The organism is Kitasatospora sp. NPDC043949 (genome assembly GCF_056435365.1).
The window spans coordinates 25,570-37,920 of sequence record NZ_JBWKEQ010000002.1 but is presented as its reverse complement, the minus strand read 5'-3'; the positions used below and the strand labels follow the sequence as shown (position 1 = coordinate 37,920).

Sequence of the window (12,351 nt, the reverse complement as noted above, 5' to 3'; positions counted from 1 at the left end):
AGTCCGCTGAGGAAGCCGCATGTCCACCGCACTGCCCGAACGGGACGCTCACGAGGCCGTCGTCACGCTCGACCGGCGGGACGGCCCGTTCGGCGAGGTGGTGCTGCGCCGGCGCGGTCGGCACTTCGAGATCATCGCCAACGGCTGCTTCCTGATGGACACCGCCGACGGCCGCTCCGAACGCCTGCTGATCCAGGCGGCGCTGGACGAACTGGACCGCACCGGCGCCCCCGCGGAGCCCTCGGTGCTGATCGGAGGCCTCGGCGTCGGCTTCTCGCTGGCGTACGCGGCGGCCGAGCCGCGCTGGGGGCGGATCGCCATCGTCGAGCGCGAGAGCGCCGTCATCGACTGGCACCGGAGCGGGCCGCTCGGCGCCTTCTCCGGCGGCGCGCTGGAGGACCAGCGGGTCCAGGTCCTCCACACCGACCTGCTGGAGTACCTGGCGGCGGCCGACGGCGAGCGCTACGACGCGCTGTGCCTCGACATCGACAACGGCCCGGACTGGACCGTCACCGACTCCAACGCCGGGCTGTACGGCGCCGACGGGCTCGCGGTGCTCTGGCACCGGCTGCATCCGGGCGGGGTGCTGGCGGTGTGGAGCGCGCAGCCCTCCGCGGACTTCGAGGAGGCACTGCGGGCGGCGGGCTTCTCCGACGTCGTCACGCACGAGATCCCGGTCAGCCGCGGCGTGCCGGACGTGGTCCACCTGGCCCGGCGCGCCGGCTGACGGCGTAGGGCCTCCCAACCTTCCTGTCGCGTCCGGGCGTTGTCCACAATGGCGGTCAACTGCCGGCTCTCGGCGTCGCGTTGTCGCGGCCTCCTGTCGATCCTGCGGTTGGATCCTGGCGGAGGGGCAGTGGTCGGGGCTCAGCCGAACGGCCTGGTCTCCGGGCCCGAAGCCTCCGCCGCGTCGGTCTCCGTCGCTTCGTCCGGGGTGGACGGGAGGCTTTCCGGGGCGAAGGGGTTGAAGTCCGGCGGAGGCACCATGACCGGCGTGCCCTTCCGCGGGGCGTCCTGCGCGGGAGCAACCTGCGCGGGAACGGCCGGCGGTGCGGAGGGCGGCGGTGGGACGGCCGGGCCCTGCGCCGCGAGCGTGGTGCCGAACGGGTCCGACTGGTCGGCCGTCACCGTGCCGAACGGGTCGGTGGCCGGGGCGGCCGCCGCCGGGGACGTGTCCGGGGTGGACGGGAGGCTTTCCGGGGCGAAGGGGTTGAAGTCCGGCGGGGGCACCATGACCGGCGTGCCCTTCCGCCTGGCCGGCGCCGCCTGTGGCTCGGCGTCGGCCGGGGAGGCCTCCGCGACGGGCGCGAACGGGTTGAAGTCCTCGGGCGGGAGCTGCGCCGGCACCTCTTCCGGCTCCTTCTCGACGGGAGCGGGAGTGGGAGCGGCGGCAGGCGTGGCGGGCACGGGCGCGCGCACGGCGCCGGACACCTCCCCGTCCCAGCCGAACTGAACGCTCTTCAGCAGCTCCGCGAACGCCTGCGTGTACAGGTCCCAGTCCTCCGGCTGCGCCGTGGACAGCTGGACGCAGAGCACGGTGCCGCCGTCCGGCAGCGGGACGAAGGCCTCGACCGCCGAGGTGACCACCCAGCGCCGCTGCCCGTCGGCGGACAGCGGCCCCGGCACCGGGACGGTCCGTCCCTCGACCAGGACGGCGGCCGGCCCGGCCGGCAGCAGGACCGTCCACACCTCGGCGTGCCGCCGGACGGTGGCGAGCTCGGTGGCGAGCGCGGTGATCGGCAGCGGGTGCCGGGCGAGCGAGACGACCAGGGCGGCGTCGGAGGCCCGGCCGTCCACGTCCAGCGCGCAGACGCCGGCGTAGACCGTGCCGGCGTCGTGGACCAGGTCGGCGAGGGTGGCGGAGATGACCGCGAAGTCGCGGCGCTGCTCCGGACCGTCACCGCTGAACAGCTCCTCGGCGACCTCGGCCAGATGCCCGGTCAGTTCCTCGGCGGCCGCGGCGGTGGCCGGGTCGACGCCGTCCGCCCCGCCCGCCGGCGCGGGCACCGTACGGGAGCAGACCCCGGCGGGACCACCGGGGGAGGTCAGCGGGTGGAAGCCGGGCGGGACCACCAGCCGGACCTCGGCGCCCGCGCCGGTGGCCAGTTCGACCGGCTGGCGGGTCTGCTGCCCGGCGGCCAGCGCGGCCAGCGCCGGGGCGAACGGAGGGCGCAGCTTGGGGTCGGCGAATTCGCCGGTGACCGGCAGTTGGAACAGCGCGGCCGAGGTGGTGCCCCGGTCGGCGATCGCGCCGCGCACCGCCCCGCCGCCGTAGCGGGTGTGGAGGGCGGTGGTCACCCGGTCGGCGACCCGGGCGCCGGTACCGGGGCGGGCCGTGCCGGCGGTGAGCACCGTGCCGAGCCGGTCCACGGCCGCGTGCACCGGGCCGTTCGGGGCCAGTGGGAGGCCGAACAGCGCCTCTGAGGCGGGGTGTTCGGCCGGACGTAGGGCGCTGAGCGAGGCCGCCGGATGGCGGGAGGTGCGCTCGTCGAAGAGGGCGTCGGTGAGCGTGCCGAGGGTCGCGCAGACCTGCTCCGCCGCCGCGAAGGGATTGGCCTCCGCGCTGAACTGGACGTCCTGGGTCAACTGTTGAGCCCCCCGCTCTGCTGCGTCTGCGGTCCGCTGGTTCGGGTGGGTCCGCGCGCGCCGTGGCGGCGTGCCGTCGGATCCGTGCTCATTCCTATCAGAGCCCGCTGTCGGGACCGAACCGGCGGATCACCCGATGGGAGCCGCGGCCGTTTCGCCCGTGGCCTGCGGGGACGTTTCGCCGGACGGTGCGGTGGCGAGCGCGGTGACCGCCTCGGCGATCCCGGGGACGGCGAACAGTCCGGCGAGCTCCCGCACCAGGCGCCCGGTCGGGCCGTCAGGACGCTCGTCCGCGAAGAACGAGGCGAGTTCGGCGGCGAGCGCCGGCTCCCGGGCGGCGGTGAGGGTGAGGGAGGCGACGAACTCCTGCACCAGGTGCAGCTGCAGTTCCTCCAGCGGCACCGAGCGTTCGGCCAGCCATTCCAGCGAGGTGATCTCGGCGTTGGCGATCCAGGCCCGGACGGTCAGCCGCAGCCCGGGGCTCGGCGCGGGGATCGCCAGGTGGGAGAGGATCTGGTCGTGGGCGGCCCGCCGCACCTCGTCGATCACCGCCGAGGTGCCCGCGCTGGCCGCCACCGAGCCGCCGCGCAGCAGCGCCGCGAAGCCGGGCCCGTGGCTCTGCACGAAGTCCAGGTAGCGGCCCATCACCCGGTACAGCCGCTCGGACAGCGGCCCGTCGGCGGCCTCCTCGAAGCGCGCCGAGAGCTCCCGCCCGGCCCGCCGCAGCGACTCCTCGTACAGCGCCTGCTTGCCGGGGAAGTAGTGGTACACCAGCGGCCGGGAGGCCCCCGCGGCGGCGGCGATGTCGTCGATCGACACCTCCTCCGGCGGGCGGCGGCTGAACAGCTCCAGCGCGACGGCGATCAGCTGCTCGCGCCGCTCGTCCACGCTGAGCCTGCGGCGCGGCCGCTCACCGGCAGCCGCCCGGGCCGGTGCCCGGTCCGGCGCCTGGGCCGGTGCCTGCTCCGGGGCCGGTGCCTGCTCCGGGGCGGGGGTCCGTGCAGCGCGGGCGGCCGTCGGCGACGGCGTACGGGAGGCCATGCGCGCCACCCTATCCGCCGTCCGGGGCGGGGCCTACGCGGCGTGGAGGTCCAGGTAGCGGCGGTAGGCCTCGCGGCCGTCGGGGACGAAGTGGTCGCGGGCGAGGCGGTCGGCGAGCTCGGCGGGGGTGAGCCAGGCGTGCCAGGCGACCTCGGACTCCTGCGGCTGGACCGGGCCGTCCCACTCGGCCTCGTACATGTCGCTCCACCAGGAGAGCCGGTCCTGCCGGAAGAGGAACTTGAAGAGCGGACGCGGGCTGATCCCGTGCACGCCGAGCTCCTCCTCGGCCTCGCGTACGGCGGCCTCGGCGTACGTCTCGCCGGAGCCGACCACGCCGCCGACGAACATGTCGTACGCGCCGGGGGCGAACAGCTTGGTGCCGGTGCGGCGGTGGACGAAGATCCGCCCGGCCGGGTCGCGGACCAGGATGAAGACGCACCGGTGGGTGAGCCCCTGCCGGTACACCTCCCCGCGCAGCGCCGTCCCGATCACCCGGTCGTGCTCGTCGACGACGTCCAGCAGTTCTTCGGCAGGGTTGGTCATGATGGACAGGTTAGGGTTTCGGGGCCCGCTTCGAACGCTTTTCGAGTGCGATCCGAGCTCGATTCGCATGTGATGCGCAATGTGATTCGTGTGTGATTCGTGTGCGATCCGACGCGGGCGGGAACGCAGGAACCGGACAGGCTGAGGGCGGCGCGCGGTGGTGGAGATCTGGGGCGAGACGGCCGAGGGGTTCGAGCCCGTACGGGAGGCCTTCGCGCGGAACTTCCGCGAGTACGGCGAACTGGGCGCGGCCTTCGCGCTGTACGCGCGCGGCCGCAAGGTGGTCGACCTGTGGGGCGGTGACGCCCGGCCCGAGGTCGGCGGGCGGCCCGCGCCGGCGGTGCCCTGGACGGCGGACACCGCCCAGGTGCTGCGCTCGGTCACCAAGGGCCTGACCGCGGCCACCGCGCTGCTGCTGGCCGAGCGCGGCCTGCTCGACCTGGACGCCCCGGTGGCCTCCTACTGGCCCGAGTTCGCGCAGGCCGGCAAGGGCGGGGTGCCGGTGCGCTGGCTGCTGTCGCACCAGGCCGGGGTGCCCGCGCTGGACGTGCCGCTGCGGTTGGAGGACGTGCTGACCTGGGAGCGCGCGGTGGCCGCGGTGGCCGCGCAGGCGCCCGCCTGGGAGCCGGGCACCGCGCACGGCTACCACCCGTACACCTTCGGCTGGCTGGTCGGCGAGGTGGTGCGGCGGGTGAGCGGGCGCACGATCGGCCAGTACTTCGCCGAGGAGATCGCCCGGCCGCTCGGGCTGGACCTGTGGATCGGGCTGCCGGCCGGGGCCGCGCCGAGGGTCGGCCGGCTGGTCGACCTGCCCGCCCCGGAGGCGGCCCGGACCGGGCCGAGCGGGCTGCGACTGCGACCCAAGCAGTCCGTCCGGGACGCCTACCAGGACCCGGCCTCGCTGACCGCGCGGTCCTTCGCCTCGGTGCGCCCCGGGGTGGACCTCAACGACCCGGCGGTGCAGGCCGCCGAGATCCCCGGCGCGGGGGGCATCGGCACCGCCCGCTCACTGGCCCGGTTCTACGCGGCGCTGATCGGCGCCGCCGACCGCCCGGACGGCTCCGGCGCGCTGCTGCCGCCGCTGCTCGGGTCCGGGGTGCTGACCCGCGCGGCCGGGCCCGAGGTGAGCGGGCCGGACCGGGTGCTGATCGTCAACTCTACTTTCGGCCTGGGCTTCTGGCGGCACGGCCCGACCGCGCCGATGGCCTCCCCGGCGAGCTTCGGCCACCCCGGCCGGGGCGGCTCGCTGGGCTTCGCCGACCCGGAGCTCGGGCTGGGCTTCGGCTACGTCACCAACGGCATGCAGCCGGGTGTCACCGGCGACATCCGCTCGCGCAACCTGATCCGCGCGGTGCGGGGGTGCCTGGGGCTGTCCGGGTAGCGGCGGGCCCGGTCCCGAGCCGTCAGGCCTGGCCGGTCTCGAAGCGGGTGATCTTGGGGCCGGTGAGGGTGAAGCGCCAGGCGGTGCGCATCTCGCCCCAGGTGTCGTTGGTGAAGTTGGCGATCAGCGCGTGGCCGCCGTCCGATTCGGTCTGGACGTCCATCCGGCCGCGGACGGTGAAGATCTCCTTGTCGATCCACTGGGGCAGGTCGCGGTCGGAGCCGTCGTCGGACATGGTCGCGTCCGGGGTGAGGGTGGCCAGGAAGGCGTCGCGGTCGCCCGCGTTGACCGCGGCGACGAAGGCGCGCACGGTGGGGTCGGAGAGCTTGGCGGGGGAGATGGTCATCGGGACTCCCGGGGGTGAGGGACGGGGAGTCCTGTTTACGGCGTTCGCCGGGTGTGTTCGGGCATGTCGGCGGCGCGTCGAGAAAATCGCGCATTCATGTGCTTAGATCCCGAAATGGGCGTTTTGCCCTACGGAGGGTTGCGCAGCGTGGACGTCCCAGCGGGCGTTCGCGGTGCGGCCACGGGGAGTGGCGGCGGAGCGGGAGGCCGGGACCGGTCTCCCGCTCCGTGTTTCGTGAAGGCCGTGGCCTAGAAGAGGCCGACCGCGTCCGGGGAGTAGCTGACCAGCAGGTTCTTGGTCTGCTGGTAGTGCTCCAGCAGTGCCTTGTGGTTCTCCCGGCCGATGCCGGAGTTCTTGTAGCCGCCGAAGGCCGCGTGGGCGGGGTAGGCGTGGAAGCAGTTGGTCCACACCCGGCCGGCCTGGATGGCGCGCCCGGCGCGGTGGGCGGTGTTGAGGTCGCGGGTCCAGACGCCCGCGCCGAGCCCGTACTGGGTGTCGTTGGCGAGGCTGATCGCCTCGGCGAAGTCCTCGAAGCGGGTGACCGAGACGACCGGGCCGAAGATCTCCTCCTGGAAGACCCGCATGCTGTTGACGCCCTCGAACACCGTCGGCGTCACGTAGTACCCGCCGGCCAGGGCGCCGCCGAGGTCGGCCCGCTCGCCGCCGGCCAGCAGCTTGGCGCCCTCGGCCTGGCCGATCTCGAAGTAGGAGAGGACCTTCTTCAGCTGTTCGGCGCTGGCCTGCGCGCCGACCTGGGTCTCGGTGTCCAGCGGGTCGCCCTGGCGCATCGCGCGCACCCGCTCCAGGCCGTCGGCGAGCAGCCGCTCGTAGACCGAGGACTGGATCAGCGCCCGGCTGGGGCAGGTGCACACCTCGCCCTGGTTGAGGGCGAACATCGCGAAGCCCTCGACCGCCTTGTCGTAGAAGGCGTCCGAGGCGTCGGCGACGTCCGCGAAGAACAGGTTGGGGCTCTTGCCGCCGAGTTCCAGCGAGACCGGGATCAGGTTGTCGCTGGCGTAGCGGGCGATCAGCCGGCCGGTGGTGGTCTCGCCGGTGAAGGCGATCTTGCGGATGCGGTTGCTGGAGGCCAGCGGGGCGCCGGCCTCCTCGCCGAAGCCGGTGACGATGTTGACCACACCGGGCGGCAGCAGGTCGGCGGTCAGCTCGGCCCACAGCAGCACCGAGGCCGGGGTCTGCTCGGCGGGCTTGAGCACCACCGCGTTGCCGGCCGCGAGCGCCGGGGCGAGCTTCCAGACCGCCATCAGGATCGGGAAGTTCCACGGGATGATCTGGCCGACCACGCCCAGCGGCTCGTGGAAGTGGTACGCCACGGTGTCCTCGTCCAGCTGGGACAGGCCGCCCTCCTGGGCGCGCAGCGCGCCCGCGAAGTAGCGCAGGTGGTCGACCGCGAGCGGGAGGTCGGCGGCCAGCGTCTCGCGCACCGGCTTGCCGTTCTCCCAGCTCTCCGCGACGGCCAGCCGCTCCAGGTTCGCCTCCATCCGGTCGGCGATCCGCAGCAGCACCTGGGCCCGCTCGGCGGGCGGGGTGCGCCCCCAGCCGGGGGCGGCGGCGTGGGCCGCGTCCAGCGCGGCCTCGATGTCCTCGGCGGTGCCGCGGGCGACTTCGGTGAACACCTCGCCGGTGACCGGGGTCGGGTCGCCGAAGTACTCGCCGCGCGCCGGCGGGGTCCAGCCGCCGCCGATCCAGTGCTCGTACCGGGAGCGGTAGGCGACGATGCTGCCGGGCGTGCCGGGGGGCTGGTAGACCGTCATGCTCTGGTGTCTCCTCGCGACGTCGGGCGCCGCCCGGACCGGGTGGCGGGGGCGGCGCGCCGGGCCGCGCCCGGCGCGGGGCGGCCCGGCGGGAGGGTGCGGACACGCAATTCGGGGCGGATGCCCGCCGGGGCTTCCGCCGTCGAGCACGATAGCCGCCCGGCGCGGGGCGCGGCTACGGTCCGTGCGCCCGGCCCGTACGGAGGGTGCGCGTTCCGGCCGCCGCGCGGGGGCGCGCACCGTGTCTCCGCGCTCCGGTCGGGACGGTGTCAGACCGCGTGGTAGCGGCCGGTGCGGGACTCCCAGTACAGGTAGCCGGCGAGCCAGGTGACCAGCCCGTCCGCGTACCGCTGGGCGATCGTCCGTTCGACCCGGGAGAGCCCCAACTCCCGGTAGACGTCCGGCAGTCGGCCGTGCAGGTCCCGGCAGCGCTCGACCATCAGCTGCGCCTCCTCCAGCACCACCGCGCAGGCCTCCTCGGCCGAGCAGCGGCGCTCGCGCTGGACGATCATCACCAGGTTGTTGACGTCGCCGCGCGGGGCCTCCAGCGGGAACGACCGGACGTCGTTGCTGAGCGAGGGGATGTCGGCGGCCAGCTGGCGCAGTTGACGCAGCACCGGGTGGTGCAGGACGGCGGCGGGGACCTCGAACTGGCCGAGGCGTTCGACCATGTCGAAGATGGTCTCCATCGCCGCGGTGCCTCGTCTGAGCACCAGGTAGCCGTCGCGGTCGGGTGGCCGGGTGGAGATGCGGCCGGCGGCCTCGGCGGGGTGACTGGCCAGGTACCACTCCCAGTTGTACGCGGCGCGGGCCTGCCAACGGGCGGGCATGCCGCGCACGCTGCGGTCCCAGAGGTCGGCGAAGGCGGTCTCGACCGGCGAGTCCTGGTCGGGGCGGGCGCCGTGCAGGACGGCGATCAGCCGCTCGCAGATGGGGGCGACCTCCGTCGGGCGGCGGCCGAGCGGGCCGTCGAACTGGTCGTCGAAGAGGAAGTAGAAGCCCATCAGGTCGGCGGCGAGGGAGAGTTCGTCCGGGCTGGTGTCGGGGTAGCCGAGGGCGGCGAGGTCGACCACCTCCCAGTGGGCGTACCCGGGGTGGTCGACGTCGGGGAGCAGCGGGTGGCGGACCAGCCAGTCACGGTGCAGTGCGGTGGCCTGCGGGCCGTGCGGGCTGCGGCGGTGCGGGAACGGAATCTGAAGTGAGGTGTCGTCAGACATCGGACTCCCGGTGCGGCGAAGGGTGGGGGCACTAGTGGTTCGAACGCTCGGTGTGGGGGGAGTTGACGCGGCGAGGCTTCCGGGGAGAGGGTGGTAGCGAAAGATCATCTTCGCCTCGCGGGCCGTAGGGTATCTGATGTAATGATCGGACGTTAGGGGTATAGGGCAATTGCCCTTGGCAAGGCGTCCGAACCCTCACCGTCCGCCCCAGCCTGCGCGAATGCCCCACAGTGAGTGCCACGCAGCGCTAACCTCGGCTCCACGGGCAGTGATGCGAGCAGCGACACGGGCTGTGACGCGAGTGGCGAGGCGGAGGCACGACGGTGACCGAGCAGGACAACGAACTTCGGACGGGATCAGGTTCCGGCCGGGACGGCGACAGCACCTCGCCGAGGGTCAGGCTGCGCGACCGCGACGCCGAACTGCGCTCCGTCGAAACGGCCGTCGACAAACTCTGCTGCGAATTCGCGGCCGGCGGCACCGAGATCGGCGAACTGCTCGCCTTCTCCGGCCGCCCCGGCATCGGCAAGACCAGCCTGCTGCACGAGGTCCGACGGGTCGCCAAACTCCGCGACCGCGCCACCGTGTTGTTCGCCCGCGGCGGCGAACGCCAGTTCAACGAGCCCTACCACGTGCTGCGCCAGCTCCTCCAACCCCTCCTCACCAGCCTGGAGCCCGACGAGTTCCGCCAGGTCATGGGCACCTGGGAGGAGGTCGTCGGACCGGCCATGGGCCTCAAGCGGCCCAAGGCCGGCGCCCGCCGCCTCGACCCCCAGGGCGTGCGCGACGGCCTCGACTACGTCCTCACCCAACTCGCGCCGCGCCGGGCCCCGCTGGTCATGATCGTCGACGACCTGCACTGGGGCGACCACGAGTCGCTCTCCTGGCTCACCCAGTTCGCCGTCCGCTCCCGCGAACTGCCCGTCCTGCTCGTCTTCGCCTTCCGCGAGGACGAGAACGACTGGCCGACCGAGATCCAGCAGCACCGCAAGGCCGTCCTCGGCCTCGCCACCAGCAAGCACGAGCTCAACCGGCTCTCGCTGGTCTCCGTCACCGACATGATCCGCGCCGAACTCGGCGACAAGGCCGAGGACGCCTTCTGCTACGAGTTCTGGAACGTCGTCAACGGCAACCCCTTCGAAGCCGTCGCCCTGCTCGACCAGGTCCGCGACCAGGACCTCGAACCGGTCGAGGAGAACTCCCAACAACTGCGCGAACTCGCCGTCGACGCCACCGGAATGACCCTCAAGAGCTGGATCGACCGGCTCGGCTCCGGCACCCTGCGCTTCGCCTGGGCCTGCGCGATGCTCGGCACCGACATCCGGGTCGACCTCGCCACCCGGATCTGCGCCCAGACCACCGAGGGCGCCCGCGACGCCATCAAGCAGCTGCGCAAGCAGCGCGTGCTCACCCAGACCCCCAACGGCAACCTGGAGTTCGTCCACCCGCTGATCGGCAGCTCGATCTACAACACCATGCCGGAGGCCACCCGCACCGGCATGCACGGCGTCGCCGCCGCCGAGATCGAGAACGCCGGACTCGGCCTGCTCGCCGCCTCCCGCCACCTCGTCGAGACCTTCTCCGGCGAGGGCGACGACAAGACCGTCCGCAAACTGCGCCGGGCCGCCGTCGAACACCTGCTGATCGGCGCCCCCGAAGCCGCCCAGCGCTGCCTGCACCGAGCCCTCAACGAACCCCCGGCCGACGACATCCGCGCCGAGGTGCTGTACGAACTGGGCTGCTCCGCGCTGCTCACCGACCCCGTCGCCACCGTCAACCAGCTCAAGCTCGCCCTCGACCCCGACGAGGGGCCGCTGCGCCCCGAACTGCGGGTCGACGCCACCTTCCGGCTCTCCGAGGTGCTCGCACACAGCGGCGAACTGCGCCAGGCCGCGGTGGTCTGCCAGGACGAGGCCGAGCAGACCGCCGACCCGGCCGGCCGACTCCGGCTCCAGGCCGCCTCGTTCATGTGGCACGCCTTCCGCAAGTCCGAGGACGACGGGCCCGGCCGCTCCACCCGGCTCGGCCTCATGTGCGACGGCCTCAGCACCCGCGACGCCGCCGACCGGGCCGTCCTCGCGATGCGCGCCTGGGACCTCACCCTGCGCGGCGCCCCCTCCGCCGAGGCTCTGACCTACGCCGACTCGGTCCTCGACGCAGGCCGACTGCCCAAGGGACTCGGCTGGACCAACAGCACCTGGGGCTTCGAACTGCCCTCCATGCTCGGCCTCACCTACACCTACAACGACCGCATCGCCCAGGCCGAGCGGCTGTTCGCGGACGCCATCATCCAGTTCGAGGTCGCCGGGTGGAGCGGTGCCCACCGGGGCTTCGCGTACTTCCTGATGGGCCTCGCCCGCTTCCGCCGCGGCCTGCTCGCCGAGGCCGAGGACTTCCTGCGCCGCGCGCTGCGACTGTCCGAGCGGATCGGCCCCAAGCTGCCGCTCGCCTGGGACGCCGTCGGCGTCCTGGTGGACACCCTGCTCGCCCGCGGCCGGACCGAGGAGGCCTGGGAACTCGCCGTCAAGTTCGGCTTCCACCCGCCGTACCACGCGACCGCGATGGTGCTGCCCGACGCGCCCTCGCTGTACGGCAAGCTGCTGATCGCCAAGAAGCGCTACGCCGGGGCGGCCGCCGCACTCACCGAGGCCGGCGCCCAACTGGAGGCCCGCGGCTGGCACAACACCGTCTGGGCGCCCTGGGCCGGCCACCTCGCCATCGCGATCGCGGCCGACGAGCCCGACCGGGCCCGCGAGTACGCCCACAAGGCCGTCCAGGACGCCCGCACCTTCGGCACCGCCTCGGCGATCGGCACCGCGCTGCGGCTGAACGCCCAGATCGAGGACGGCCAGCAGGCGGTCGAGCTGCTGGAGCAGGCCGTGATGTACCTCGGCCAGTCGCCGGCCGGGTACGAGCACGCCGTCGCGCTGGTCGACCTCGGCGCCGCGCTGCGCCGGGTCGGGCGGCTGGAGGACGCGCAGGAGTACCTGTACCAGGGCATCGAACTGGCCCAGCACTGCTCGGCCGAGGGGCTGGTCGACCAGGCGCGGCGGGAGCTGGCCAACTACGGCCTGCGGCCCAACCGGCTGGGGCTGCGCGACTTCCGGGAGACGCTCAGCCAGCCCGAGTGGGAGGTCGCCAACCTCGCGGTGCAGGGCGTGCCGCCGCAGCGCATCGCCGACGAGCTCGGCGTGCACCTCAGCCTGGTCAACCGTCGACTGGCCGCGGTCTACCGCAAGGCGGGCAGCGGGCCGGACGGCCTGGCCTCCGCCCTCGGGCTGCCGACGCAGCCGCGCGGGGCCACCCGGCCGGGGGCGGAGCCCGAGGAGGAGTAGCCGTGGCGGCCCGGGCGCGCGGGCGGCGGGCGCCCGGGCGGCGCGCGGAGGCACGGGAGCGCTCCCGGGGCGGTCGCCGTCGCTAGGCTGACGCAGACGTGGGGTCGCCGTGGCGACCCCCTGGACGGAC

General features: G+C 73.8%; 9 protein-coding genes. 3 read left to right on the top strand and 6 right to left on the bottom strand.

Translation table 11 applies throughout. The annotated features are described in order from the left end of the window. Positions 1-19 precede the first annotated feature (19 nt). On the top strand, positions 20-727 hold the full coding sequence (locus tag AC07AL_RS02370) for a spermidine synthase family protein (RefSeq protein WP_363631511.1): 708 nt from the start codon (positions 20-22) through the stop codon (positions 725-727). Between the two features lie 140 nt (positions 728-867). Here the strand turns inward: AC07AL_RS02370 and AC07AL_RS02365 are convergent, their stop codons facing one another. The 3 genes from AC07AL_RS02365 to AC07AL_RS02355 form a co-directional block, all read right to left on the bottom strand. Then, a complete protein-coding gene (locus tag AC07AL_RS02365; protein WP_400805244.1) occupies positions 868-2,586 on the bottom strand; it encodes a hypothetical protein in 1,719 nt (572 codons plus the stop codon). A 129-nt stretch (positions 2,587-2,715) separates the two neighbouring features. Beyond that, positions 2,716-3,627, bottom strand: coding sequence for a TetR/AcrR family transcriptional regulator (locus AC07AL_RS02360; protein WP_400805246.1), 912 nt, complete (start codon positions 3,625-3,627; stop codon positions 2,716-2,718). Between the two features lie 33 nt (positions 3,628-3,660). Next, the gene (locus AC07AL_RS02355) at positions 3,661-4,170 is read right to left on the bottom strand and encodes an NUDIX hydrolase (protein WP_400805248.1); all 510 of its coding nucleotides are present in this window, start codon (positions 4,168-4,170) and stop codon (positions 3,661-3,663) included. A 157-nt stretch (positions 4,171-4,327) separates the two neighbouring features. Here AC07AL_RS02355 and AC07AL_RS02350 point away from each other — a divergent pair, with 157 nt between their 5' ends. Continuing rightward, positions 4,328-5,551, top strand: coding sequence for a serine hydrolase domain-containing protein (locus AC07AL_RS02350; RefSeq protein ID WP_478316526.1), 1,224 nt, complete (start codon positions 4,328-4,330; stop codon positions 5,549-5,551). A 22-nt stretch (positions 5,552-5,573) separates the two neighbouring features. On the opposite strand, the gene AC07AL_RS02345 is transcribed toward AC07AL_RS02350, so the two are convergent. The 3 genes from AC07AL_RS02345 to AC07AL_RS02335 form a co-directional block, all read right to left on the bottom strand. Continuing rightward, the gene (locus AC07AL_RS02345; RefSeq protein WP_363377241.1) at positions 5,574-5,897 is read right to left on the bottom strand and encodes a nuclear transport factor 2 family protein; all 324 of its coding nucleotides are present in this window, start codon (positions 5,895-5,897) and stop codon (positions 5,574-5,576) included. Between the two features lie 248 nt (positions 5,898-6,145). Then, complete coding sequence (gene exaC, locus AC07AL_RS02340; RefSeq protein ID WP_363585886.1) at positions 6,146-7,669, bottom strand: acetaldehyde dehydrogenase ExaC; 1,524 nt, start codon at positions 7,667-7,669, stop codon at positions 6,146-6,148. Between the two features lie 269 nt (positions 7,670-7,938). After that, positions 7,939-8,886 (bottom strand): terpene synthase family protein, encoded by a 948-nt coding sequence (locus tag AC07AL_RS02335; RefSeq protein ID WP_363631502.1) that lies wholly within the window; start codon positions 8,884-8,886, stop codon positions 7,939-7,941. A 323-nt stretch (positions 8,887-9,209) separates the two neighbouring features. On the opposite strand from AC07AL_RS02335, the gene AC07AL_RS02330 reads away from it, so the two are divergent. Then, positions 9,210-12,221, top strand: coding sequence for an ATP-binding protein (locus tag AC07AL_RS02330; RefSeq protein WP_363585887.1), 3,012 nt, complete (start codon positions 9,210-9,212; stop codon positions 12,219-12,221). The last annotated feature ends 130 nt before the right edge of the window (positions 12,222-12,351 follow it).